A 24433-nucleotide genomic window follows, 5' to 3' on the forward strand; every position below is an offset into this window, starting at 1 on the left:
GAATGTGTTTTGAGCTTTCTTTTGAAAATCCAGCCTGTCTTCGCCGCTGTCGTGCTCGCCGCCCTCGTCGGCTGTGCCAACGACCCGGCGCCCACCGAACAACTCAAACTCACCGAACAGGCTGTCGCCCAGGCCACAGCGGTCGGCGCTACCGATGAAGAGCCGGACCTGGTGACGGCGCAGACAAAGCTGACCCAGGCCCGCGCCGACATGGCGGACAAGTCCTATAAGGACGCACGCATGCAGGCTGAACAGGCCGAGCTGGACGCGCGTCTGGCCGAGGCCCGTGTGCTGACCCAGAAGAGCGAAGCGCAGGTGGCTCAGGTCAACACCCGGCTCGAGCGTCTGCGCAAGCAGTTGGGGGCTAATCAATGAATGCCGTCGGGCGAAGCCTCAGCCTCGGCCTGTTGCTGGCCAGTGTCGGCCTTGCTGGCTGTGCCGGTCATCAGAGCAGTGAGCAGGCGCTGCAGGGCGCCATTGCCGATTACCAGAAGGTCAGGGAAGACACCAACGTCCTGCGCAGCGCGCCGAAGGACGTCATCCGTGCCGGCGAGTTGCTGGGCCGGGCCGAGCGCCTGTCGAGCTATATCGGCAGCGCTGACGACGTCAGTCATTACGCGTACCTGAGCAGTCGTTACAGCGCGATCGCCCGTGAGCACAGCAAGCTGCTGCTGAATCAGGAAAAGCTCGCGCGGCTGGAGCTGGAACGTCAGCGTCTGCAACTGGCCTTGCGTGAAGCCAAGCTCGCCGGTGCGCAGCAACAGGGCAAGTGGGCGGAAGATCAAGTGATCAGCCTGTCGACGCAGCAGAACGAGCGCGGGCTGGTGATGACCCTCGGCGACATGCTCTTCGATACCGGCCGCGCCGAACTGAAAAGCTCCGCCAACCGCACCGTGCTGAAGGTCGTGCAGTTCCTGCAATTCAATCCCAAGCGTGTGGTGCGGATCGAGGGCTATACCGACAGTACCGGCGACGCTCAGGAAAACCTCGCGCTGTCGAAAGACCGGGCACAGTCCGTGGCTGACGTGCTGTCTGATCTGGGCATCGAGGAAGACCGCATTCAGGTCGAAGGCTACGGCGACCAATACCCGGTGGACGCAAACACCTCCGAAAGCGGTCGTGCACAGAATCGCCGTGTTGAAATTGTCTTCTCGGACGACAAGGGTCACCTCAGCGCCCCTCGTTGAGAGGAATGACAGCGCCGGCCTGGCTGTTCAAAGTGTCGTGTTTTTGTCGGGCTTGCAGAGTTTTGCGGCCGCGCAGTCTGTAGGAGCCGGCTTGCTGGCGAACGCATTTGATCAGACGCCATAGAGGGCGCGTGATCTACCGGATTGGCCAGAGAGCCGGCTCCTACAGAACCCATCCAGGCAGTCAATCTCTATTCAAACACTGCGCCCTCTAGCCGGAACAGGAACTGTCACCGTACACTTCCGAACTGTTCCGGTGATCTTCCCTGTTGATCGCCGCACGCATGATCAGAGCATGGGATCGAGGGACGCGAAATGACCAGTCTGTTGCTGTACCAACGCATCGCCCAACAACTGGCCGAAGACATTCGCCGGGGCGTGTATCAGCCCGGCGAGCGCGTCCCCTCGGTGCGCAAGATGAGCTCCCAGCTCAACGTCAGTCATGCCACCGTCCTGCAGGCCTACGCTAATCTCGAAGACCAGGGCTTGATCCGCGCGCGGCCGCAGTCCGGCTACTACGTGCATCAAACCCCGGCCCTCACCGCGGCGACCCCGGATATCGCGCGGGTGGAGCGCCCCGGCTTGGTGACTCGCGCCAGTATCATTCAACAGGTGCTGGTCGAAGCGCGGCGTGAAGGGGTGTTCGCCTTCGGCGCTGCTGTCCCTCACATCGATTACTTGCCGCTGCGCGCGCTGCATCAGCAACTGGCCAAGGTGACCCGTTTTCAGAGCCCTCGGGCGTTCAATTACATGTTCAGCCCCGGCTTCGAGCCGCTGCGCCGTCAGGTGGCCATTCGCATGCGCGACGCCGGCGTGGTGATCGACCCGTCTGAAGTGGTGATCACCCACGGCTGCGTCGATGCGCTGCAAATGTCGCTGCGGGTGCTGACCAGTCCGGGCGACCTGATCGCTGCAGAATCCCCGACCTATTACGGCCTGCTGCAACTGGCCGATCTGCTCGGCCTGAAAGTCATTGAGATTCCCAGCGACCCTAACACCGGGATCAGCCTGGAAGCCTTGCAACTGGCCGCCAACCAGTGGTCAATCAAGGCGCTGGTGATGACTTCGCGACTGAGCAATCCGCTGGGCAGCACCATGCCGGAAGAACGGCAGAAACACTTGCTGCGGCTGGCCTCAGACTTTGATATTCAAATCGTCGAAGACGACATCTACGGCGAGTTGATGTACGACCAGAACAAGACCAAGGCGTTGAAGGCCTTCGACCGGCTGGGCCATGTCATCTACTGCTCCAGCTTCTCCAAGACCCTGTCGCCGGGGGTGCGGATCGGCTGGATGATCGCCGGCAAGTACCAGGCGGAAATCCAGCGCCTGCAGACCTTCACTACGCATTCGGCGTGCAGCGTGACGCAGATGGCGGTGGCGTCCTACCTTGAAAACGGCGGCTATGACCGGCACTTACGCTTTATCCGCCAGGAACACCGCAAGAACCTCAGTGCGTTTCAGCTGGCGGTGCAGCAGATGTTCCCCGAAGGCACGCAGATCAGTCGGCCTGCGGGGGGGTTCATTCTGTGGATCAGTCTGCCGGGGCGGGTAAATACCCAGGAGTTACACGTGCGCGCGCTGGAGCAGGGCATCAGCATCGCGCCGGGCCTGATTTTCAGTAACACGGAGCAGTTCAACCACTGCATCCGCCTGAACTGCGGGCTGCCGTGGAACCGTGAAGCGGAGAGGGCGCTGATGACGGTGGGCATGCTGGCCAAGCAGTTATGCCAGGATGCCGGGCAATCCTGGTGAACTCGTAGGGTTACCCGCTTTCCATACAAACGGGGGAGGCAGACAGAGCAACTTGTCAGCCGCCGTGCAAAGGGCCAGCATATGGTCCCTGTCTTACTTACTGCCGTTCAGACTATGAAATCACTGCGTTGTCTAAGTGTGATGTTGTTGGTGTTGCTGAGCGCCTGTGATGCCGAGAAAGCGCCCACGCCACCGGCGAAAGCCACCGCTTCGGCGCCAGCCGCGCGTGCTGATGCGCAGGCCGAGGCTGCCAAGGCAGCCAAGCCCGTCACTGGGGCTGATTCGGCACCTGAGTCTGCGCCTGCATTGGCGGAAAAACCTGTGGCGGACGCGCCAGCGGTCCACTCCCTTGCGCCGAATATCACGACCGTGCCTGTTGTCGCGTCGGGCAAGGCATCGGCTGGAGCGCCGCGAGCAGTCACCGATGCCAAAACCGCTGACGATAAGCCCGCAGGCGCCAACGCCAAATCCGCCAAGGTTAAAGCGGATAACGCCGAAGTCGCGCGGCGTGCCCCGGTGGCCAGCAAGAGCAAATCGGCCTCCCAGGTGGTGAAGGACACCAAGCTGAACAAGGTGCCCCTCGACCTGAGTCTGCCACCGGAGATGGTCAAGCAACTGACCCCTCCGGCGAACGTGATCACCTCCGCGTCGAAGGCCAAAGCCCAGTCCTCCGGCGCCAAGCCGCTGCTGCCAAAAATGTTTCCCGATGCGAACGCCGACCCTGACTTCCAGATGCAAGGCCGTCTGCTGAGCAACGAAATGGACCTGCAGCTGCGCAATGAGGCGCGCAAGGATGTAGAAGGCGCTGCACTGGATTTCAAATTTAAACAGTGATGTTGGCCGGGCAGTGCAACAACGTCCGATTTTCAAACGGGTGTTTTAGCGCGTAAGATCCGGCCATTGTGCTCACTGCCACACAGGTTCTCTTCATGAAATGCCGTCCAGGCTGCGGCGCTTGCTGCGTCGCGCCGTCCATCACCTCACCGATTCCCGGCATGCCTGACGGCAAACCTGCTGGTGTGCGCTGCCTGCACCTGTCGCTGGACATGCTCTGCGGGATTTTCGGTCAGCCGGGAAGGCCTGCCGTGTGCGGTCAGTTTGCGGCTGATCCTGAGGTATGTGGCAGTGATCCTGAAGAGGCGATCCGTTTGATCGGCTGGTGGGAAAAGATGACCTCGGTGGCGTAAGGCGGCCGGGGAGCGACTGAACTTCAACAATAAGGAACAACCTATGAGTTCGCTGTACCGCATTGCTTTCGGATTGGGACTGACTGTATGGGTGGCAGCTTCAGCGCAGGCTGAGGAGTGGAAAGTCGCGAAGAACGAGGACGGTATCAAAGTCTCCCTCAGCGAAGTGCCCGGTTCGCAGTACAAGGCCTATCAAGGCGTGACGACCATCAAAGCGGGCATCGGCAAGCTCAGAGCGTTGCAGGAAGACGTGGCTGCAGCGTGCTCCTGGATTCACGAGTGCAAGCTGCAGAAGATCCTCAAGCACGAGGGTGACAAGACCTGGACCTACTCCCAGTTCAACACGCCGTGGCCGGTGACTCCTCGTGACTCTGTGCTCAAGGTGACGACGGTGGAGGGCGCCGATGGCAGCGTGACCCGCGAGCTGGAAGGCGATCCCAAGTACATCCCGGACGAGAAGGGCTTTGTGCGAGTCGCGCAGGTTGAAGGGTTCTGGAAATTCGTGCCCAAGGGCGACAACCTGACCGAGGTCACCTATCAGGTGCACACCGAGCCTGGCGGCAGCGTGCCATCCTGGTTGGCGAACAAGTTCGTGGTGGATGCGCCGTTCAACACCCTCAAAGCCTTGAAGGACCGAGCCGAGAAGAACTGATCGGTTCGCTTGCAACGCTAAAGCGACAAACGAAAAAGGCTGCCCGAGGGCAGCCTTTTTTGCGTCTTCGCCGGTGCTTCCGAGTTACTTGCGCTCGGCCAGCGGAACGATGTCGCGTGACACTTCGCCGGTGTACAGCTGGCGTGGACGGCCGATCTTGTAAGGGCTTGACAGCATTTCTTTCCAGTGGGAAATCCAGCCGACGGTTCGCGCCAGGGCGAAAATCACGGTGAACATACTGGTCGGGATACCGATCGCCTTGAGGATGATGCCCGAGTAGAAGTCGACGTTCGGGTACAGCGAGCGTTCGATGAAGTACGGGTCGGTCAGGGCGATCTCTTCGAGACGCATGGCCAGTTCGAGTTGCGGGTCGTTGGTGATGCCCAGTTCGCGCAGGACTTCGTCGCAGGTCTGTTTCATCACGGTGGCACGCGGGTCGCGGTTCTTGTAAACCCGGTGACCGAAGCCCATCAGCTTGAACGGATCGTTCTTGTCCTTGGCCTTGGCGATGTAGGTGTCGATGTTGGACACATCGCCGATCTCATCGAGCATGGTCAGCACGGCTTCGTTCGCGCCACCGTGGGCGGGGCCCCAGAGTGCGGCGATACCGGCGGCGATACAGGCGAACGGGTTGGCGCCCGACGAGCCTGCCATGCGCACGGTGGAGGTCGAGGCGTTCTGTTCGTGGTCGGCGTGGAGGATGAAGATCCGGTCCATGGCCTTGGCCAGCGTCGGGCTGATCGGTTTGATCTCGCACGGCGTGTTGAACATCATGTGCAGGAAGTTTTCCGCGTAGCTGAGGTCGTTGCGCGGGTACATCATGGGTTGACCCATGGAGTACTTGTAAACCATCGCGGCCAGGGTCGGCATCTTGGCGACCAGACGGATCGCGGAGATTTCCCGGTGCTGCGGATTATTGATGTCCAGGGAGTCGTGGTAGAACGCCGAAAGGGCGCCGACCACACCGCACATGACGGCCATCGGGTGGGCGTCGCGACGGAAACCGTTGAAGAAGGTCTTCAGTTGCTCGTGCACCATGGTGTGATTCTTCACGGTGACGACAAATTCGGCTTTTTGCTCGGCGGTTGGCAGCTCGCCGTTCAGCAGCAGGTAACAGGTTTCCAGGTAGTCCGATTGCTCGGCCAGCTGTTCGATCGGGTAGCCGCGATGCAGGAGAATGCCGTTGTCACCGTCGATGTAGGTGATCTTCGATTCGCATGAGGCGGTGGACATGAAGCCTGGGTCGAATGTGAAGCGTCCGGTGGCAGTCAGGCCGCGTACGTCGATAACATCGGGACCAACGGTGCCGGTCAGAATGGGCAGCTCGACGGGGGCTGCGCCCTCGATGATCAACTGCGCTTTTTTATCAGCCATGTGGCCTCCTAATTATGCTTCAAATCATCAGACAGACCCCCCACGCAGGGCCCGCATCACTATAGTGAGATAAATTCTAAAGTCAATTTGCCAAAAGTCTTGTAGCAGAAGGCTTTAACCCATGGTTTTCGTCGAAATTACGGGCCATTTACGCCAATTACAGGGCTAAAGCAATCCACCCTTCGGGCAGGGTCTGCGCGTTGTCATTAGCGGGCTAACTGTCTATACTCGGCGTCCGACCGCCAGGGGCTTTCAGGCCTGATTAAACGGGGTTGGTCACTTCCTGGGTAGTGGGTACCTGACCAGTACACTTCCCAACAACTTGCCCTGAGTGTTAGGGCTCTTCAGTGTGAAAAAAAGCCGTGAAAAGCCAACGACCTGTAAACCTAGACCTAAGGACCATCAAACTCCCTATCACTGCTTACACGTCCATCCTTCACCGTATTTCCGGTGTCATCCTCTTCGTCGGCATTGCCATCATGCTTTATGCATTGGACCTGTCGCTCGACTCCGAGGAAGGCTTCGCGTCGGTGAAAGCGGGACTGACCAGTCCGCTGGCCAAGTTTGTGATCTGGGCTCTTCTGTCCGCGCTGCTGTATCACCTGGTGGCGGGCGTCCGTCATCTGATCATGGACTCGGGCATCGGCGAGACGCTGGAAGGCGGCAAGCTGGGCTCTAAAATCGTTATCGCCGTGTCTGTGGTGGTGATCGTTCTGGCAGGAGTGTGGATATGGTAACCAACGTCACCAACCTTTCTCGTTCGGGCCTGTATGACTGGATGGCGCAGCGCGTCTCCGCCGTCGTACTCGCGGCTTATTTCATTTTCCTGATCGGGTACCTGATCGCGCACCCTGGCCTCGAATACGCCACGTGGCACGCGTTGTTCTCCCATAACGCAATGCGCATCTTCAGTCTGTTGGCCCTTGTTGCCCTGGCGGCTCACACCTGGGTTGGCATGTGGACCATCGCGACCGACTACCTGACGCCGATGGCGCTGGGCAAGTCCGCGACGGCGGTGCGTTTCCTGTTCCAGGCAGTCTGCGGCATTGCGATGTTCGCTTACTTCGTCTGGGGTGTGCAGATTCTTTGGGGTATCTGATCCATGGCTAATATCAATTCGCTTTCATTCGACGCCATCATCATTGGCGGCGGCGGCGCAGGCATGCGTGCCGCGCTGCAACTGGCTCAGGGCGGCCACAAGACCGCTGTCGTCACCAAGGTCTTTCCAACCCGCTCCCACACCGTTTCTGCTCAGGGTGGCATCACCTGCGCAATCGCCTCGGCCGATCCGAACGATGACTGGCGCTGGCACATGTACGACACCGTCAAGGGCTCCGACTACATCGGTGACCAGGACGCTATCGAATACATGTGTTCCGTTGGCCCGGAAGCGGTGTTCGAGCTCGAGCACATGGGCCTGCCGTTCTCTCGTACCGAGCAGGGCCGCATCTATCAGCGTCCGTTCGGCGGCCAGTCGAAAGACTTCGGCAAGGGCGGTCAGGCTGCACGTACCTGTGCTGCTGCCGACCGTACCGGTCACGCGCTGCTGCACACCCTGTATCAGGCCAACCTGAAAGCCGGCACCGTATTCCTCAACGAGTACTACGCAGTTGACCTGGTGAAGAACCAGGACGGCGCGTTCGTCGGCATCATCGCCATCTGCATCGAAACCGGTGAAACCTCGTACATTCGCGCGGACGCGACTGTACTGGCCACCGGCGGTGCCGGCCGCATCTATTCCTCCACTACCAACGCCCTCATCAACACCGGCGACGGCGTAGGCATGGCGTTGCGTGCCGGTGTACCGGTGCAGGACATCGAAATGTGGCAGTTCCACCCGACCGGCATCGCCGGCGCAGGTGTACTGGTCACCGAAGGCTGCCGTGGTGAAGGCGGTTACCTGATCAACAAGCATGGCGAGCGTTTCATGGAGCGCTACGCGCCAAACGCCAAGGACCTCGCCGGTCGTGACGTTGTGGCTCGCTCGATGGTTAAAGAGATCATTGCCGGCAACGGTTGCGGTCCTGACGGCGACCACGTGATGCTTAAACTCGATCACCTCGGTGAAGAAGTGCTGCACAGCCGTCTGCCAGGGATCATGGAACTGTCCAAGACCTTCGCTCACGTCGATCCAGCCGTTGCGCCAATCCCTGTCGTACCGACCTGCCACTACATGATGGGCGGCGTTGCCACCAACATTCATGGTCAGGCGATCACCCAGGACGCTGCCGGCGTCGACACCATCATCCCGGGCCTGTTTGCGGTCGGTGAAGTGGCGTGCGTATCGGTTCACGGTGCCAACCGTCTGGGTGGCAACTCGCTGCTCGATCTGGTGGTGTTCGGTCGTGCTGCCGGTCTGCACCTGGAGCAGGCGCTCAACGAAGGCGTTGACTACCGTCGCGCTTCCGAAACCGACATCGACGTTGCGCTGGCTCGCCTCAACGGGCTGAACTCGCGTACCGAGGGCGAAGACGTCGCCACCCTGCGCAAAGAGCTGCAAAGCTGCATGCAGAACTACTTCGGTGTGTTCCGTACCGGCGAATACATGCAGAAGGGTATTGCTCAGCTGGCTGACCTGCGCGTGCGCATCGCCAACGTCAAGATCAACGACAAGAGCCAGGCATTCAACACCGCCCGGATCGAAGCGCTGGAGCTGCAAAACCTGCTGGAAGTGGCTGAGGCCACGGCGATCGCCGCCGAGCATCGCAAGGAATCCCGTGGCGCTCACGCCCGTGAAGACTTCGAAGATCGCGACGACATCAACTGGCTGTGCCACACCCTGTACTTCCCGGGTGAGAAACGCGTAGCCAAGCGTGCCGTGAACTTCTCACCGAAGACTGTTCCGACTTTCGAACCCATGATTCGGACTTACTAAGGGTGGCCGATATGTTGCAAGTCAGTGTTTATCGCTACAACCCGGATCAGGACGCTGCACCGTTCATGCAGGATTTTCAGGTCAATACCAACGGTAAAGACCTGATGGTGCTGGACGTGCTGGCGCTGATCAAAGAGCAGGACGAAGGTTTCTCCTATCGTCGCTCTTGCCGCGAGGGTGTTTGCGGCTCCGATGGCATGAATATCAACGGCAAGAACGGCCTGGCCTGCGTCACGCCGCTGTCGGCTGTGGTCAAGGGCAACAAGCTGGTGGTGCGTCCACTGCCTGGCCTGCCGGTCATCCGTGACCTCGCCGTTGACATGAGCATCTTCTACAAGCAGTACGAGAAGGTGAAGCCATTCCTGCAGAACGACACGCCGGCTCCGGCCATCGAGCGCCTGCAGACCCCGGAAGAGCGGGAAAAGCTCGACGGCCTGTACGAGTGCATCCTGTGCGCGTGCTGCTCGACGTCCTGCCCGTCCTTCTGGTGGAACCCCGACAAGTTCCTGGGTCCTGCTGCAATCCTGCAAGCCTATCGTTTCCTGGCGGACAGCCGCGACACCCGTACGCAAGAGCGTCTGGCGTCGATGGATGATCCGTTCAGTGTGTTCCGCTGCCGCGGCATCATGAACTGCGTCAACGTTTGCCCGAAAGGCCTGAACCCAACCAAGGCTATCGGTCACGTGCGCAACATGCTGCTCAAAAGCGGTGTCTGATTTTGCCGCACCTGTAACATCGCAGCACCCGCTACTGCAGCACCCGTAAACGCTACGGCGCAGGCTTCAACCGGCGCCGTAGTTTTAACCTGAGCAGTTGTCGTATGGCTTCAGCTCTTATTTTGAAGAAATGAAACCAGCAGGGGCATCCGGGCTGGTACCCGGACTATCTGCGTGATTCCTAGTGACTTGAAGTCGCTGCACATGGACTTTTCAAGTTTGCGCTGGCATCGACGCCGATGGTGTCCCCTAATCGAGGGTGACCAAGCATGCAAGAAAGCGTGATGCAGCGCATGTGGAACAGCGCCCACCTTTCCGGTGGTAACGCTGCCTATGTGGAAGAGCTCTACGAGCTCTACCTGCACGACCCTAACGCTGTGCCAGAAGAGTGGCGCACCTATTTTCAGACGTTGCCGGCTGACGGCAGCACTGCCACCGATGTATCGCACTCTACGGTTCGCGATCATTTTGTGTTGCTGGGGAAAAACCAGCGCCGCGCCCAACCGGTCTCTGCCGGCAGCGTGAGCAGCGAGCATGAAAAGAAGCAAGTTGAAGTGCTGCGACTTATCCAGGCATTCCGTATGCGCGGCCATCAGGGTGCGCAACTCGATCCTCTGGGTCTGTGGAAGCGTACTGCGCCAGCTGACCTGTCGATCAACCATTACGGTTTGACCAACGCTGACCTCGATACCACATTCCGTGCCGGCGACCTGTTCATCGGCAAGGAAGAAGCGAGCCTACGTGAAACCGTCGAAGCGTTGCAGCAGACATATTGCCGCACCATCGGCGCCGAGTTCACGCACATCGTCGATTCCAACCAGCGCAACTGGTTCATGCAGCGCCTCGAAAGCGTGCGTGGGCGTCCTGCCTATTCCGGCGACATCAAGAGCCATCTGCTCGAACGTGTGACGGCAGGCGAAGGTCTGGAAAAGTACCTGGGTACCAAATACCCGGGCACCAAGCGTTTCGGTCTGGAAGGCGCCGAAAGCCTGATTCCGATGCTCGACGAGCTGATTCAGCGCTCCGGTTCCTACGGCACCAAGGAAGTTGTCATCGGCATGGCCCACCGTGGCCGTCTCAACGTGCTGGTCAACACCTTCGGCAAGAACCCGCGCGACCTGTTCGACGAGTTCGAAGGCAAGAAGAAGGTCGAACTGGGCTCCGGTGACGTCAAGTATCACCAGGGTTTCTCGTCCAACGTGATGACCACCGGCGGCGAAGTCCACCTGGCGATGGCGTTCAACCCGTCCCACCTGGAAATCGTTTCCCCTGTGGTGGAAGGTTCGGTGCGTGCCCGTCAGGACCGTCGTAACGACGAGACTGGCGAAAAGGTTCTGCCGATCTCGATCCACGGTGACGCTGCGTTCGCCGGTCAAGGTGTGGTGCTGGAAACTTTCCAGATGTCGCAGACCCGTGGCTTCAAGACGGGCGGCACGGTCCACATCGTGATCAACAACCAGGTCGGCTTCACCATCAGCAAGCAGGAAGACTCGCGCTCCACCGAGTACGCGACCGACGTTGCCAAGATGATTCAGGCGCCGATCCTCCATGTGAATGGCGATGATCCGGAAGCCGTGTTGTTCGTGACCCAGCTGGCGATCGACTACCGCATGCAGTTCAAGCGTGACGTGGTCATCGATCTGGTCTGCTACCGTCGTCGCGGCCACAACGAAGCCGATGAGCCGAGTGGCACCCAGCCGCTGATGTACCAGCAGATCGCCAAGCAGCGCACCACCCGTGAGCTGTACGCCGATGCTCTGGCCACCGCCGGCATCCTCAACGCCGAAGCCGCTCAGGCCAAGGTCGACGAGTACCGCAACGCGCTGGACAACGGCATGCACGTTGTCAAAAGCCTGGTCAAAGAGCCGAACAAGGAATTGTTCGTCGATTGGCGTCCGTACCTGGGTCACGCGTGGACCGCACGTCATGACACCAGCTTCGACCTCAAGACCCTGCAGGAACTGTCGGCCAAGCTGATGGAAGTGCCGGAAGGTTTTGTGGTTCAGCGTCAGGTCCAGAAAATCTACGAAGACCGCCAGAAGATGCAAGTCGGTGGCCTTCCGATCAACTGGGGCTACGCCGAAACCATGGCCTACGCCACGCTGGCGTTTGAAGGCCATCAGGTGCGCATCACCGGGCAGGACGTCGGTCGCGGGACGTTCTCGCACCGCCACGCCGTGCTGCACAACCAGAAAGACGGCGCCACTTACGTGCCTCTGCAGAACCTGTACGCCGGTCAGCCTCGTTTTGACCTGTACGACTCGTTCCTGTCGGAAGAAGCGGTGCTGGCGTTCGAATACGGTTACTCGACCACTCAGCCTAATGCGCTGGTGATCTGGGAAGCCCAGTTCGGTGACTTCGCCAACGGTGCACAGGTCGTGATCGACCAGTTCATCACCAGCGGCGAGCACAAGTGGGGCCGTCTGTGCGGTCTGACCATGCTGTTGCCCCATGGCTATGAAGGGCAGGGCCCGGAGCACTCATCGGCACGTCTTGAGCGTTACCTGCAATTGTGTGCAGAGCACAACATTCAGGTCTGCGTACCGACCACCCCGGCTCAGATCTACCATCTGCTGCGCCGTCAGGTGATCCGTCCGCTGCGCAAGCCGCTGATTGTGTTGACGCCCAAGTCGTTGCTGCGCCACAAGCTGGCCGTGTCGACCCTGGAAGATCTGGCCCATGGCTCGTTCCAGACGGTCATCCCGGAAATCGACACCCTGGATGCCGCGAAAGTGACGCGTCTGGTGCTGTGCAGCGGCAAGGTCTACTACGACCTGGTGGAAAAACGCCGTGCCGAAGGCCGCGAAGACATCGCCATCGTGCGTCTCGAGCAGCTCTATCCGTTCCCGGAAGACGACCTGATGGACGCGATCGCGTCTTATACCAACCTGACCAACGTGGTCTGGTGTCAGGAAGAACCGATGAACCAGGGCGCCTGGTACAGCAGTCAGCACCACCTGCGCCGCAGCATTGGCAATCACAACCGCAACCTCGTTCTCGAGTATGCCGGCCGTGATGCTTCCGCTGCACCTGCTTGTGGATACGCTTCGATGCACGCCGAACAGCAGGAAAAACTGCTGAAAGACGCGTTCTCCGTTTAACGCCTTCGCGCACTAGAAACCGAATTAAAGGAATTACAGATAATGGCTATTGAGATCAAAGCCCCCTCTTTCCCGGAATCCGTTGCCGACGGCACCGTTGCCACCTGGCACAAGAAACCGGGCGACGCCGTCAAGCGTGACGACCTGATCGTTGATATCGAAACCGACAAAGTCGTTCTGGAAGTGTTGGCCGAAGCTGACGGCGTGCTGGGCGCAATCGTTGCCGAAGAGGGCGCTACTGTCCTGTCGAACCAGTTGCTGGGCTCGATCGAAGCGGGCGGCGCTGCTGCTGCCCCAGCCGCTGCTGCACCGGCCCCGGCTGCCGCAGCACCTGCACCTGCCGCCGCTGCCGGTGACGAAGACGCCATCGGCGCTCCGGCTGCCCGCAAGCTGGCTGAAGAAAACGGCATCAACCTGTCCAGCGTCAAAGGCACTGGCAAAGACGGCCGCGTGACCAAGGAAGACGTGGTTGCTGCCATCGAAGCGAAGAAATCCGCTCCGGCCGCTGCACCTGCCGCCAAGCCTGCCGCTGCTGCTCCTGTGGCTGCCGTTGGCGACCGCACCGAGAAGCGTGTGCCGATGACCCGTCTGCGCGCCAAAGTGGCCGAGCGTCTGGTAGAAGCTCAGTCGAACATGGCGATGCTGACCACTTTCAACGAAGTCGACATGACCGAAGTCATGGCGCTGCGCTCGAAGTACAAGGACCTGTTCGAGAAGTCCCACAACGGCGTACGCCTGGGCTTCATGTCCTTCTTCGTGAAGGCCGCGACCGAAGCGCTGAAACGCTATCCGGCCGTCAACGCCTCGATCGACGGCACTGACATCGTCTACCACGGTTATGCCGACGTCGGCGTTGCCGTGTCGAGCGATCGCGGTCTGGTGGTTCCGGTGCTGCGCAACGCCGAGCACATGAGCCTGGCTGAAATCGAAGGCGGCATCGCCACCTTCGGCAAGAAAGCCCGTGACGGTAAACTGTCCATCGACGAGATGACTGGCGGTACCTTCACTATCACCAACGGTGGTACTTTCGGTTCGATGATGTCGACCCCGATCGTCAACCCGCCGCAAGCGGCCATCCTGGGCATGCACAACATTCTGCAGCGTCCTATGGCGATCAACGGTCAGGTCGTCATCCGTCCGATGATGTATCTGGCGCTGTCCTACGATCACCGCCTGATCGACGGTAAAGAAGCCGTGACGTTCCTGGTGACCATCAAGAACCTGCTGGAAGACCCGGCGCGTCTGTTGCTGGACATCTGATTCAAGGACAGCTGCAAGCCGCAAGCGCCAAGCTGCAAGTTACAGCAGCCTGGCGCCGACGCTTGGGTCGTCGCAACATCCTAATGAGCAGGCTGCAACTCGTCTGTAAAGCATCACGGATCAGCTTGCAGCTTGTGGCTTAAAGCTCGCAGCTAAAGAGGAACTCTTTTCTATGTCCCAGAAATTCGACGTGGTAGTGATTGGCGCTGGCCCTGGCGGCTATGTGGCCGCTATCAAGGCCGCTCAACTCGGTCTCACGACTGCCTGCATCGAGAAGTATCAGGATAAAGAGGGCAAGCTGGCCCTCGGCGGTACCTGCCTGAACGTGGGCTGCATCCCTTCCAAGGCGCTGCTGGACAGCTCCTGGAAATTCTACGAAGCCAAGAACCAGTTCGGCGTTCACGGTATCTCCGTCAGCGACCTGAAAATGGACATTGCTGCGATGATCGGCCGCAAGGCGCAGATCGTCAAAGGCCTGACCGGCGGCGTTGCCAGCCTGTTCAAGGCCAACGGCGTGACCTGCCTGCAAGGCCACGGCAAGCTGCTGGCCGGCAAGAAAGTCGAGCTGACCAAGCCTGACGGCACCACCGAAGTCATCGAAGCCGAAAACATCATTCTGGCGTCCGGTTCGCGTCCGATCGACATTCCGCCGGCTCCGGTCAATCAGGTCACCATCGTCGATTCGACAGGTGCCCTGGAATTCCCGGCCGTGCCTGAGCGCCTGTGCGTCATCGGCGCCGGCGTTATCGGTCTGGAACTGGGTTCGGTCTGGGCTCGCCTGGGTGCCAAGGTCACGGTCCTCGAAGCGCTGGAGAAATTCCTGCCTGCCGCTGACGAAGCCGTCGCCAAGGAAGCGCAGAAGACCTTCATGAAGCAGGGTCTGGACATCAAGCTCGGCGCACGCGTCACCGGTTCCAAGGTCAATGGCGACGAAGTCGTGGTGACCTACACCGACAAGGACGGCGAGCAGAACATCACGTTCGACCGCGTGATCGTGGCCGTTGGCCGTCGCCCGGTGACCACCGAGCTGCTGGCTGCCGACAGCGGCGTCGACATCGACGAGCGCGGTTTCATCTTCGTCAACGAGCAGTGTGAGACCAGCGTTCCTGGCGTGTACGCGATCGGTGACGTGGTTCGTGGTCTGATGCTGGCGCACAAGGCGTCCGAAGAAGGCATCATGGTTGTCGAGCGCATCAAGGGTCACAAGACCCAGATGAACTACGACCTGGTTCCGTCGGTTATCTACACCCACCCGGAAATCGCCTGGGTCGGTAAAACCGAGCAGACGCTGAAGGCTGAAGGCGTTGAAGTCAACGTCGGTCAGTTCCCGTTCGCGGCCAGCGGCCGTGCAATGGCGGCGAATGACACCGGCGGTTTCGTCAAGGTCATCGCTGATGCCAAGACCGACCGTGTACTGGGTGTACACGTCATTGGTCCTGGCGCTGCAGAGCTGGTACAGCAGGGCGCGATCGGTATGGAGTTCGGCACCAGTGCCGAAGACATCGGCATGATGGTCTTCTCCCACCCGACGCTGTCCGAAGCGCTGCACGAAGCGGCACTGGCGGTGAATGGCGGCGCCATCCACATCCAGAACAAGAAAAAACGCTAAAGATAACCACGACGGTCCGCCCGTCGTAGGCCCTGCTCGCAGGGCTTACCGCGGAAGGTCCGTTGGACTCGAACTCCCGGCAGCGCAGGGCAGGCTTGATGCCTGACCGGTGTTTTCCGGGAGAAGCGGTCACAGGTGGTGCGGCACGCTTTGACGAGCAGCACCGAATGCGCAGTACCTAACGAAGACGGTAATAAGCATGAATCTTCACGAGTATCAGGGTAAGCAGCTGTTTGCTGAATACGGCCTGCCAGTATCCAAGGGCTATGCAGTAGACACCCCGGAAGCAGCAGCAGAAGCGTGCGACAAGATCGGCGGAACCGAGTGGGTCGTCAAAGCCCAGGTTCACGCAGGTGGTCGTGGTAAAGCGGGCGGCGTCAAGCTGGTTCGCAGCAAGGAAGACGCCGCTGCGTTCGCTCAACAGTGGTTGGGCAAGCGTCTGGTCACCTACCAGACTGATGCCAACGGTCAGCCAGTCACCAAGATCCTGGTCGAATCGTGCACTGACATCGCCAAAGAGCTGTACCTGGGCGCTGTAGTCGATCGTTCGAGCCGTCGTATCGTGTTCATGGCTTCCACCGAAGGTGGCGTGGACATCGAGAAAATCGCTCACGACACGCCTGAGAAGATTCTCAAAGCCACCATCGATCCACTGGTTGGCGCTCAGCCATTCCAGGGTCGCGATCTGGCATTCCAGCTGGGTCTGGAAGGCAAGCAGGTCACTCAGTTCGCCAAGATCTTCACCGGTCTGGCCAAGCTGTTCCAGGACCACGACCTGGCCCTGCTGGAAGTGAACCCGCTGGTGATCAAGGCTGACGGCGATCTGCACTGCCTCGACGCCAAGATCAACATCGACGCCAACGCCATGTACCGTCAGCCAAAGCTGAAGGCTTTCCACGACCCATCGCAAGATGACCCACGTGAAGCCCACGCTGCCAAGTTCGAACTGAACTACGTGGCACTGGAAGGCAACATTGGCTGCATGGTCAACGGTGCTGGCCTGGCCATGGGCACCATGGACATCGTCAACCTGCATGGCGGCAAGCCAGCCAACTTCCTCGACGTTGGCGGCGGCGCAACTAAAGAACGCGTTACCGAAGCGTTCAAGATCATCCTGTCCGACACCAATGTCGCTGCAGTACTGGTCAACATCTTCGGCGGCATCGTTCGTTGCGACATGATTGCCGAAGGCATCATTGGCGCCGTGAAAGAAGTCGGCGTGAAAATCCCGGTTGTTGTTCGCCTTGAAGGCAACAACGCTGAGCTGGGCGCTAAAGTATTGGCAGAAAGCGGCTTGAACATCATCGCAGCGACCAGCCTGACCGACGCTGCTCAACAAGTCGTCAAAGCTGCGGAGGGCAAATAATGAGCGTCCTGATCAATAAAGACACCAAGGTTATCTGCCAGGGTTTCACCGGCTCCCAGGGTACCTTTCACTCCGAGCAAGCCATTGCCTACGGCACTAAAATGGTTGGCGGCGTGACCCCAGGCAAGGGCGGCACCACGCACCTGAACCTGCCCGTGTTCAACACGGTGTCCGAAGCAGTAGAAAAAACCGGCGCAACCGCTTCGGTCATCTACGTTCCAGCTCCGTTCTGCAAGGATTCCATCCTTGAAGCAGCATTCGCCGGCATCAAGCTGATCGTTTGCATCACTGAAGGCATTCCTACCCTGGACATGCTGGACGCCAAGGTCAAATGCGACGAGCTGGGCGTGGTCCTGATCGGCCCTAACTGCCCTGGCGTCATCACGCCGGGCGAGTGCAAGATCGGCATCATGCCAGGTCACATTCACTTGCCAGGTAAAGTCGGTATCGTGTCGCGCTCAGGCACCCTGACTTACGAAGCTGTGAAGCAGACCACTGACGCCGGTTTCGGTCAGTCGACCTGTGTCGGTATCGGTGGTGACCCGATCCCGGGTTCGAACTTCATCGACATCCTGAAGCTGTTCCAGGAAGACCCGAAGACCGAAGCGATCGTCATGATCGGCGAGATCGGCGGCTCGGCTGAAGAAGAAGCGGCTGCCTACATCAAGGCACACGTGACCAAGCCGGTTGTTTCCTACATCGCTGGTGTGACTGCCCCTGCAGGCAAGCGCATGGGCCATGCGGGCGCAATCATCTCCGGCGGTAAAGGTACTGCAGACGAGAAGTTCGCAGCACTGGAAGACGCAGGCGTGAAAACCGTGCGTTCGCTGGCAGACATCGGCAAAGCCCTGGCTGAGCTGACCGGTTGGGAAGTGAAGAAGGCTTAATCGCCCTCGTCTCACTGCCTGATCAGCAAAAGCCACCTTCGGGTGGCTTTTGTGTTTCTGGCATTTGCAAGTGGGCAGGCGATTTCAATGTTGGCGCTAAGTCCAGCCGCTCTAAAAACCCGTATTAGCCGGCTTGCTGGCGAACGCGGAGGGTCAGCATCACACCCGTTGGATGACCCAGCGCGTTTCGCGGGCAAGCGCGCTCCTACAATGGACCGTGCAGAGGCCTGACCCGATGCTCTGGGCGGCGATCGAAGGCCCTGATCCTGTAAGACATTTCTGATATGCGACACGAACGTGCATGCAGCGGTCGCGCCGCCCTGTATCGGTGCGCCAAATAGGGTAGGCTAGCCGCCGTTTTGTGCAGTCGGCTCCCACAAGGAGCGGCGGTGCGCTCAGGGTCTGTCTTAAAAGGGCGGGCAGCATTTCCCCCACCCTCAGGGAAATCCTCTTCTTAATTCCGATTCAGCAGTGTGGTTTCCTTAATGAAAGTGTTGAAAGGCCAGGACATTCTGGCACTGGGTTTCATGACGTTTGCGCTGTTCGTGGGCGCTGGCAATATCATCTTCCCCCCGATCGTAGGCCTCCAGGCTGGCCCCCACGTGTGGATGGCGGCCTTGGGCTTTCTGGTCACGGCGGTTGGCCTTCCGGTGGTGACCGTGATCGCGCTCGCCAAGGTCGGCGGCGCAATGGACGCGTTGAGCAGCCCAATCGGCAAGGTCGCCGGAACCATCCTCGCCGCCGTTTGCTACCTGTCCGTTGGCCCATTGTTCGCCACGCCGCGCACGGCAACGGTGTCGTTTGAAGTCGGCCTGGCGCCGCTGACCGGTGAAAGCCCGATCGCGCTGTTCCTCTACAGCCTGGTTTATTTCGTGCTGGTGTTCTGGATCTCCCTTTATCCGGGTCGATTGCTCGACACCGTGGGCCGGTTCCTCGCGCCGCTGAAGATCATCGCCCTGGCCATCCTCGGCATCGCCGCGTTTGTCCTGCCAGCGGGGGAGGTCGGCATTGCCGAACCTGCCTATGTCGCGGCGCCGTTTTCCCAAGGGTTCATCAACGGCTACCTGACCATGGACACCCTGGGCGCGCTGGTTTTCGGCATCGTCATCGTCAACGCGATTCGCTCGCGCGGTGTCGAGTCCCCCCGATTGATCACCCGCTACGCCATCATCGCCGGCCTGATCGCGGGCGTCGGTCTGGCGCTGGTCTACATCAGCCTGTTCCGTCTGGGCTCCGACAGCCACGCTGTTGCCGCCGGTGCCACCAATGGCGCCGCCGTCTTGCACGCCTACGTCCAGCACACCTTCGGCACCCTGGGCAGCAGCTTCCTCGCTGTGCTGATCTCGCTGGCCTGCCTGGTGACCGCGGTCGGTCTGACCTGCGCCTGCGCCGAGTACTTCAGCCGCGTGCTACCGCTGTCCTACAAGACGCTGGTGATTCTGCTGGCGGCGTTTTCGCTGCTGGTGTCCAACCTCGGCCTGACCAAGCTGATTCAGTTCTCGATCCCGGTGCTGACCGCCATCTACCCGCCGTGCATTGCGCTGGTGGCGTTGAGCTTCTGCAAGGGTTTCTGGCATGAGCAGGGGCGGATCGTCGCGCCGGTCATGCTGGTGGCGTTCCTGATCGGTGCGGTGGATGCGGTCAAGGGTTCTGCGCTGGGTGTGCACCTGCCGGATGCGCTGGCTCATCTGCCGTTGAGCGAGCAAGGCCTGGCCTGGCTGATCCCGTCGCTGATCACGCTGTTCGTCGCGTTTGTGGTGGATCGCATGCTGGGCAAGCGCAGCGAAGCGCTGGCCTGAGGGGGAGGTCGGCGCGCGGTGGGATCAATGCGCCGATCATTGTGAAGCAGAGCTGATTATTTGATACGCAAAACAAAGCCCGCTAAATGCGGGCTTTGTTTTTTGAAACTCTGGAAACTTACTGCTTAGTTGCAGGTGCTGCCTGGTTCGCTTCTTTAGCGCGCTCTTGAGCGGCTTCAGCGTTCTTTTGAGCGGCTTCCTGACTTTCTTTGGCAGCGTCGTTCACTTTGTCTTGCGCTTTTTGCATCGATTCTTGCGACTGCTCGGCAGCCTTGTTTGCATCTTGCTGTTTATCTTCGGATTTTTTGTCACAGGCGGCGAGGCCCAGAGTGGCAGAAAGCATCAGGGCAATAGCTAAAGATTTACGCATGGGGTGTTTCTCCTTATTGGTCATCAACGTGCCTTCGAGCATTGGGTTATAAGGTTAGTTCCGTGTTCCGGCGGGATTAATACGTCAGCGTCTCAGCGGTGTAACCACTCAGCCGAGCGGAGGCGATGAATCGTTAATCTGCCCTCGTCAGATCAACGATCTGCAATCAGAAGAGTTTCCAAGGGTGAAGATTCTTCACCGACAGCACGCCTGTCCCTTGAAATCGTCTCTCCAGCCCCCACCTTGTTGACAACCCGTTGCTCGGAACCGCCCTCGGCGTTTCGCGCAGCTACCCCTATTTGTGTGGACTGATTGGAGTTTGATGACCATGAGTGTGGAAACTCAAAAAGAGACCCTGGGCTTCCAGACCGAGGTGAAGCAGCTGCTGCACCTCATGATCCATTCGCTGTACTCGAACAAGGAAATTTTCCTTCGCGAGCTGATCTCCAACGCCTCCGACGCGGTGGACAAGCTGCGTTTCGAGGCACTGTCCAAGCCTGAGCTGCTGGAAGGCGGCGCCGAGCTGAAGATCCGTGTCAGCTTCGACAAAGACGCCAAGACCGTTACCCTGGAAGACAACGGCATCGGCATGAGCCGCGAAGATGTCATCACTCACTTGGGCACCATCGCCAAGTCCGGCACCGCCGACTTCATGAAGAACCTGTCCGGTGATCAGAAGAAAGATTCCCACCTGATCGGTCAGTTCGGCGTCGGTTTCTACTCGGCATTCATTGTCGCCGATCAGGTCGAAGTGTTCACCCGTCGCGCCGGTGCGCCCGCCAGCGAAGGTGTGCACTGGTCCTCGAAAGGCGAGGGCGAATTCGAAGTCGCTAACGTCGAGAAAGCCGATCGCGGTACGCGCATCGTGCTGCACCTCAAGAGCGCTGAAGACGAGTTCGCGGACGGCTATCGCCTGCGCAACATCATCAAGAAGTACTCCGACCACATCGCGCTGCCGATCGAGTTGCCGAAAGAACAGGCGCCGGTCGAAGGTGATGCCGAGGCTGTTGAAGAGTGGGAAACCGTCAACCGCGCCAGCGCGCTGTGGACCCGTCCACGTGCCGAGGTCAAGGACGAGGAATACCAGGAATTCTACAAGCACATCGCCCACGATTTCGAAAACCCGCTGAGCTGGAGCCACAACAAGGTCGAAGGCAAGCTGGAATACAGCTCGCTGCTGTACGTACCGGCCCGCGCGCCATTCGATCTGTATCAGCGCGAAGCACCTCGCGGTTTGAAGCTGTACGTGCAGCGTGTGTTCGTCATGGACCAGGCCGAATCGTTCCTCCCGCTGTACCTGCGCTTCACCAAGGGCGTGGTTGACTCCAACGACCTGTCGCTGAACGTGTCCCGTGAAATCCTGCAGAAAGACCCGATCATCGATTCGATGAAGTCGGCGCTCACCAAACGCGTGCTGGACATGCTGGAGAAGCTGGCGAAAAACCAGCCGGAAGAATACAAAGGCTTCTGGAAAAACTTCGGTCAGGTGCTCAAAGAAGGCCCGGCTGAAGACTTCGCCAACAAAGAGAAGATCGCCGGCCTGCTGCGCTTTGCATCGACTTCCGACGACAGCGGCGAGCAGAGCGTTTCCCTGGCCGACTACCTGTCGCGCGCCAAGGAAGGGCAGGACAAGATCTACTTCCTCACCGGCGAAAGCTACGCGCAGGTCAAGAACAGCCCGCACCTGGAAGTCTTCCGCAAGAAAGGCATTGAAGTGCTGCTGCTGACCGACCGTATCGACGAGTGGCTGATGAGCTACCTGAGCGACTTCGACGGCAAGGGTTTCGTCGACGTCGCACGCGGCGACCTGGACTTGGGCAAGCTTGACTCCGAAGAGGACAAGAAAGCCCAGGAAGAAATCGCCAAAGACAAGGAAGGCCTGATCGAGCGCCTGAAAACAGCGCTGGGTGATGCCGTCAGTGAAGTGCGCGTCTCCCACCGTCTGACCGATTCGCCGGCGATTCTGGCGATTGGCGAGCAGGACCTGGGCATGCAAATGCGCCAGATCCTCGAAGCGAGCGGTCAGAAGGTGCCTGAATCCAAGCCGATCTTTGAATTCAACCCGTCGCACCCGCTGATCGACAAACTGGACAACGAGCAGAGTGAAGACCGCTTCGGAGACCTGTCGCACATCCTGTTCGACCAGGCTGCGCTGGCGGCCGGCGACAGCTTGAAAGACCCGGCTGCCTACGTGCGCCGTTTGAACAAGTTGTTGGTCGAGCTCTCGGTTTAACATCCGCGTTACGGCAGAACCCGCTCCGGCGGGTTTTGTCATTTAATCTCCCTCCATCCTTATCAGCAGGAGTTCGCTATGAGCAATGTGACCGTGCAGTCCGTCGTGTATGAAATCGATGGCGTGAGCTACGAGAGTCGTCTGGCCTTCAGTGAAGGCGGTCAGGCCGCACCGGGTCTGGTGATGGCGCCTAACTGGATGGGTGTCAGCGAAGACGCCGAGCAGATTGCCAAGGATGTGGCTGCGAAGGGCTATGTGGTCTTGCTGGCCGATCTCTACGGCCAGCAAGTGCGTCCGACCAATGGTGATGAAGCGGCGGCTGCCATGATGCCGTTGAAGAATGATCGCGTGCTGTTGAACACGCGCATGCAGGCCGCACTGGATCAACTGACTGCGCAGACCATTGCCGCCGTCGACACGTCCCGACTGGCCGTGTTTGGCTTCTGCTTCGGCGGTTGCTGCGCACTGGAATTGGCGCGCACCGGTGCGCGGTTGAAAGCTGCGGTGTCCTTCCATGGCACGCTCGACACGCCGAACCCGGCTGACGCCAACAACATCAAGGGCAAAGTGCTGGTGATGCACGGCGCGTCCGACCCTCTGGTGCCGAAAGAGCAACTGCCGGCGTTTGAAGCCGAGATGAATGCTGCCAACGTCGACTGGCAATTGCTGAGCTACGGCGGGGCGTTCCATTCGTTCACCGACCCGCACGCCAACAACCCGGGCGTGCAGATGTACAACCCGACCGTTTCCAAGCGTGCGTTTACCTCCATGCACAACCTGCTGGACGAAGTGTTCGCGGGATGATCATGTGAAGCAGGTGACTGCTGACTCGCTTGAATTTCCACTGTCAGCAGTTACCTCGCCTGAAAGGTTCGCCAGCAAGCCGGCTCCTGCAGGATGTGCGACCGTGCGGCTATCTTCGCGGCACTGGCAATTCAATCCGCTCCACTTCCCCCGGCACAGTCGGCCATTCCCCGGCCGCCCATTTCGCTCTGGCCTGGTCAATCAGCGCCGGGTCACTGGCCACGAAATTCCAGTTCATCTTTCTCGGGCCATCCAGGGGCGCACCGCCGATCAGCACCGCGTGGCATTCGCTTTGCGCACAAAGCATCGGCTCGATGCCTGCATCCAGCACCACCAGACTGCGCGCCTGCACCGGCTCGCCATCCAGCAGCAGGTCGCCTTCGATGACGTACAGCGCGCGCTGTTCGTGCTCGGCCGGGATTCGCAGCGTCGTGGCGGTCTGCAGGTTCAGTTCAGCGTAGAGCGTGGGTGACAACACCGGCACCGGCGACTTAAGGCAAAAGCCTTCGCCCGCAATCAGGCGGATACGAATGCCCATGCCGTCGCTGACCGGCAGTGTGTCGACGGGGTGATGGCTGTAATGACCTTCGCCTTGCTCATGGGCCTTGGGCGACGCCAGCCAGACTTGCAGGCCATGCAGGCGCGAGCCGCTGACGTGAAGGGCGTCGGGTGTGCGCTCGATGTGGGCGATGGCGCCGCCGGCGGTCATCCAGCTGACCTCGCCGGGTCTGACGTGCTGATCGCTGCCGAGGCTGTCCTTGTGTCGGATTTCGCCTTCGAAGAGGTAGGTCAGCGTCGACAGGCCAATGTGCGGGTGCTGGCGGATGTCCATGCCGGTGCCGGGGGCGTAGGTGGTTTCCAGCATGTGATCGAAAAAAACGAAAGGCCCCACGCTTCGGCATTGCGCAGCGGGGAGGGGGCGCAGGATCGGTTGGCCTTCAACGTCTTCGGCGCGGGGAATGATGGTCAGCATGATGGCGCTCTCTCTCGGTACGTGGGACATAGGATACAGACCACTCGCGCACATGGCTGGGACGGCAGTGCTACATGCTCTGTAATGAATTCTTACGAAGGACACCGGGACTCATCCTACAGAGCATCATCAGTAAGCCTACATCACGAGCAACTGCTCTCTGCTCATCTGGCCGAAGACGTGACCGACGCCGGCGAGCAGGTGCAGGCCATGGCATCAGCAAGGTGCTGGACGTGATCCGCTCGGTTGCCGAGCAGGCCAGCCTGGCGCAGTCCGCCGGAACCA

At 59.8% G+C, this 24433-nt stretch carries 21 protein-coding genes; 18 read left to right on the forward strand and 3 right to left on the reverse strand.

What is annotated here, in order from left to right; genetic code table 11:
• The first annotated feature begins 21 nt into the window (after nucleotides 1-21).
• From OKW98_RS11910 to OKW98_RS11935, 6 genes are all read left to right on the forward strand, one after another.
• Entirely contained in the window at nucleotides 22-375 is a 354-nt protein-coding gene (locus OKW98_RS11910) for a DUF4398 domain-containing protein (protein WP_265389716.1), read from the forward strand.
• Nucleotides 372-1187, forward strand: coding sequence for an OmpA family protein (locus OKW98_RS11915; protein WP_265389334.1), 816 nt, complete (start codon nucleotides 372-374; stop codon nucleotides 1185-1187). The genes OKW98_RS11910 and OKW98_RS11915 overlap by 4 nt, the downstream gene beginning before the upstream one ends.
• Before the next feature lie 315 nt (nucleotides 1188-1502).
• Complete coding sequence (locus tag OKW98_RS11920) at nucleotides 1503-2942, forward strand: PLP-dependent aminotransferase family protein (protein ID WP_074884992.1); 1440 nt, start codon at nucleotides 1503-1505, stop codon at nucleotides 2940-2942.
• 114 nt (nucleotides 2943-3056) lie between these two features.
• Nucleotides 3057-3776 (forward strand): translation initiation factor 2, encoded by a 720-nt coding sequence (locus tag OKW98_RS11925; protein ID WP_265389335.1) that lies wholly within the window; start codon nucleotides 3057-3059, stop codon nucleotides 3774-3776.
• A gap of 95 nt (nucleotides 3777-3871) precedes the next feature.
• Nucleotides 3872-4129 carry a YkgJ family cysteine cluster protein gene (locus OKW98_RS11930; RefSeq protein WP_265389336.1) on the forward strand — a complete coding sequence of 86 codons (258 nt, stop codon included), beginning with the start codon at nucleotides 3872-3874 and terminating at the stop codon, nucleotides 4127-4129.
• Nucleotides 4130-4172: 43 nt separating this feature from the next.
• Nucleotides 4173-4781 (forward strand): START domain-containing protein, encoded by a 609-nt coding sequence (locus OKW98_RS11935; RefSeq protein ID WP_265389337.1) that lies wholly within the window; start codon nucleotides 4173-4175, stop codon nucleotides 4779-4781.
• A gap of 84 nt (nucleotides 4782-4865) precedes the next feature.
• On the opposite strand, the gene gltA is transcribed toward OKW98_RS11935, so the two are convergent.
• The gene (gene gltA, locus OKW98_RS11940; protein ID WP_037009384.1) at nucleotides 4866-6155 is read right to left on the reverse strand and encodes a citrate synthase; all 1290 of its coding nucleotides are present in this window, start codon (nucleotides 6153-6155) and stop codon (nucleotides 4866-4868) included.
• Between the two features lie 362 nt (nucleotides 6156-6517).
• Between gltA and sdhC the strand changes: the two genes are divergently transcribed.
• From sdhC to brnQ, 10 genes are all read left to right on the forward strand, one after another.
• On the forward strand, nucleotides 6518-6892 hold the full coding sequence (sdhC, locus tag OKW98_RS11945; RefSeq protein ID WP_133771634.1) for a succinate dehydrogenase, cytochrome b556 subunit: 375 nt from the start codon (nucleotides 6518-6520) through the stop codon (nucleotides 6890-6892).
• Nucleotides 6886-7254 carry a succinate dehydrogenase, hydrophobic membrane anchor protein gene (sdhD, locus tag OKW98_RS11950; RefSeq protein ID WP_133771632.1) on the forward strand — a complete coding sequence of 123 codons (369 nt, stop codon included), beginning with the start codon at nucleotides 6886-6888 and terminating at the stop codon, nucleotides 7252-7254. Before sdhC ends, sdhD begins: the two co-directional genes overlap by 7 nt.
• A gap of 3 nt (nucleotides 7255-7257) precedes the next feature.
• Nucleotides 7258-9030 carry a succinate dehydrogenase flavoprotein subunit gene (gene sdhA / locus OKW98_RS11955; protein WP_265389338.1) on the forward strand — a complete coding sequence of 591 codons (1773 nt, stop codon included), beginning with the start codon at nucleotides 7258-7260 and terminating at the stop codon, nucleotides 9028-9030.
• 11 nt (nucleotides 9031-9041) lie between these two features.
• Entirely contained in the window at nucleotides 9042-9746 is a 705-nt protein-coding gene (locus OKW98_RS11960; protein ID WP_265389339.1) for a succinate dehydrogenase iron-sulfur subunit, read from the forward strand.
• 269 nt (nucleotides 9747-10015) lie between these two features.
• The gene (locus OKW98_RS11965; protein WP_265389340.1) at nucleotides 10016-12847 is read left to right on the forward strand and encodes a 2-oxoglutarate dehydrogenase E1 component; all 2832 of its coding nucleotides are present in this window, start codon (nucleotides 10016-10018) and stop codon (nucleotides 12845-12847) included.
• A gap of 42 nt (nucleotides 12848-12889) precedes the next feature.
• Nucleotides 12890-14107, forward strand: a complete 1218-nt coding sequence (odhB, locus tag OKW98_RS11970; protein WP_265389341.1) for a 2-oxoglutarate dehydrogenase complex dihydrolipoyllysine-residue succinyltransferase — start codon at nucleotides 12890-12892, stop codon at nucleotides 14105-14107.
• Between the two features lie 172 nt (nucleotides 14108-14279).
• Nucleotides 14280-15716: a dihydrolipoyl dehydrogenase gene (gene lpdA / locus OKW98_RS11975; RefSeq protein ID WP_265389342.1), complete on the forward strand. Its 1437-nt coding sequence runs from the start codon at nucleotides 14280-14282 to the stop codon at nucleotides 15714-15716.
• A gap of 199 nt (nucleotides 15717-15915) precedes the next feature.
• On the forward strand, nucleotides 15916-17082 hold the full coding sequence (sucC, locus tag OKW98_RS11980; protein WP_004882574.1) for an ADP-forming succinate--CoA ligase subunit beta: 1167 nt from the start codon (nucleotides 15916-15918) through the stop codon (nucleotides 17080-17082).
• Nucleotides 17082-17969, forward strand: coding sequence for a succinate--CoA ligase subunit alpha (gene sucD / locus OKW98_RS11985; RefSeq protein WP_265389343.1), 888 nt, complete (start codon nucleotides 17082-17084; stop codon nucleotides 17967-17969). Before sucC ends, sucD begins: the two co-directional genes overlap by 1 nt.
• A 485-nt stretch (nucleotides 17970-18454) precedes the next feature.
• Nucleotides 18455-19768 (forward strand): branched-chain amino acid transport system II carrier protein, encoded by a 1314-nt coding sequence (gene brnQ / locus OKW98_RS11990; RefSeq protein WP_265389344.1) that lies wholly within the window; start codon nucleotides 18455-18457, stop codon nucleotides 19766-19768.
• A gap of 118 nt (nucleotides 19769-19886) precedes the next feature.
• Here the strand turns inward: brnQ and OKW98_RS11995 are convergent, their stop codons facing one another.
• The gene (locus OKW98_RS11995; RefSeq protein ID WP_065986299.1) at nucleotides 19887-20138 is read right to left on the reverse strand and encodes a hypothetical protein; all 252 of its coding nucleotides are present in this window, start codon (nucleotides 20136-20138) and stop codon (nucleotides 19887-19889) included.
• A 328-nt stretch (nucleotides 20139-20466) separates the two neighbouring features.
• Between OKW98_RS11995 and htpG the strand changes: the two genes are divergently transcribed.
• A complete protein-coding gene (gene htpG / locus OKW98_RS12000) occupies nucleotides 20467-22371 on the forward strand; it encodes a molecular chaperone HtpG (protein ID WP_265389345.1) in 1905 nt (634 codons plus the stop codon).
• 78 nt (nucleotides 22372-22449) lie between these two features.
• Nucleotides 22450-23175, forward strand: a complete 726-nt coding sequence (locus OKW98_RS12005; RefSeq protein WP_265389346.1) for a dienelactone hydrolase family protein — start codon at nucleotides 22450-22452, stop codon at nucleotides 23173-23175.
• Nucleotides 23176-23284: 109 nt separating this feature from the next.
• Here OKW98_RS12005 and OKW98_RS12010 read toward each other — a convergent pair whose 3' ends face one another.
• Nucleotides 23285-24148: a pirin family protein gene (locus OKW98_RS12010; RefSeq protein ID WP_265389347.1), complete on the reverse strand. Its 864-nt coding sequence runs from the start codon at nucleotides 24146-24148 to the stop codon at nucleotides 23285-23287.
• Nucleotides 24149-24433 lie beyond the last annotated feature (285 nt).

The organism is Pseudomonas sp. KU26590, assembly GCF_026153515.1.
Classification (GTDB): Bacteria; Pseudomonadota; Gammaproteobacteria; order Pseudomonadales; family Pseudomonadaceae; genus Aquipseudomonas.

What these genes read in the sequence shown, in the direction of transcription:
- OKW98_RS11915 (WP_265389334.1), top strand. Translation starts at nt 372, where the DNA reads ATGAATGCCGTCGGGCGAAGCCTCAGCCTCGGCCTGTTGCTGGCCAGT.
- OKW98_RS11920 (WP_074884992.1), top strand. Translation starts at nt 1,503, where the DNA reads ATGACCAGTCTGTTGCTGTACCAACGCATCGCCCAACAACTGGCCGAA.
- OKW98_RS11925 (WP_265389335.1), top strand. Translation starts at nt 3,057, where the DNA reads ATGAAATCACTGCGTTGTCTAAGTGTGATGTTGTTGGTGTTGCTGAGC.
- OKW98_RS11930 (WP_265389336.1), top strand. Translation starts at nt 3,872, where the DNA reads ATGAAATGCCGTCCAGGCTGCGGCGCTTGCTGCGTCGCGCCGTCCATC.
- OKW98_RS11935 (WP_265389337.1), top strand. Translation starts at nt 4,173, where the DNA reads ATGAGTTCGCTGTACCGCATTGCTTTCGGATTGGGACTGACTGTATGG.
- gltA (WP_037009384.1), bottom strand. Translation starts at nt 6,155, where the DNA reads ATGGCTGATAAAAAAGCGCAGTTGATCATCGAGGGCGCAGCCCCCGTC.
- sdhD (WP_133771632.1), top strand. Translation starts at nt 6,886, where the DNA reads ATGGTAACCAACGTCACCAACCTTTCTCGTTCGGGCCTGTATGACTGG.
- sdhA (WP_265389338.1), top strand. Translation starts at nt 7,258, where the DNA reads ATGGCTAATATCAATTCGCTTTCATTCGACGCCATCATCATTGGCGGC.
- OKW98_RS11960 (WP_265389339.1), top strand. Translation starts at nt 9,042, where the DNA reads ATGTTGCAAGTCAGTGTTTATCGCTACAACCCGGATCAGGACGCTGCA.
- OKW98_RS11965 (WP_265389340.1), top strand. Translation starts at nt 10,016, where the DNA reads ATGCAAGAAAGCGTGATGCAGCGCATGTGGAACAGCGCCCACCTTTCC.
- odhB (WP_265389341.1), top strand. Translation starts at nt 12,890, where the DNA reads ATGGCTATTGAGATCAAAGCCCCCTCTTTCCCGGAATCCGTTGCCGAC.
- lpdA (WP_265389342.1), top strand. Translation starts at nt 14,280, where the DNA reads ATGTCCCAGAAATTCGACGTGGTAGTGATTGGCGCTGGCCCTGGCGGC.
- sucC (WP_004882574.1), top strand. Translation starts at nt 15,916, where the DNA reads ATGAATCTTCACGAGTATCAGGGTAAGCAGCTGTTTGCTGAATACGGC.
- sucD (WP_265389343.1), top strand. Translation starts at nt 17,082, where the DNA reads ATGAGCGTCCTGATCAATAAAGACACCAAGGTTATCTGCCAGGGTTTC.
- brnQ (WP_265389344.1), top strand. Translation starts at nt 18,455, where the DNA reads ATGAAAGTGTTGAAAGGCCAGGACATTCTGGCACTGGGTTTCATGACG.
- OKW98_RS11995 (WP_065986299.1), bottom strand. Translation starts at nt 20,138, where the DNA reads ATGCGTAAATCTTTAGCTATTGCCCTGATGCTTTCTGCCACTCTGGGC.
- htpG (WP_265389345.1), top strand. Translation starts at nt 20,467, where the DNA reads ATGAGTGTGGAAACTCAAAAAGAGACCCTGGGCTTCCAGACCGAGGTG.
- OKW98_RS12005 (WP_265389346.1), top strand. Translation starts at nt 22,450, where the DNA reads ATGAGCAATGTGACCGTGCAGTCCGTCGTGTATGAAATCGATGGCGTG.
- OKW98_RS12010 (WP_265389347.1), bottom strand. Translation starts at nt 24,148, where the DNA reads ATGCTGACCATCATTCCCCGCGCCGAAGACGTTGAAGGCCAACCGATC.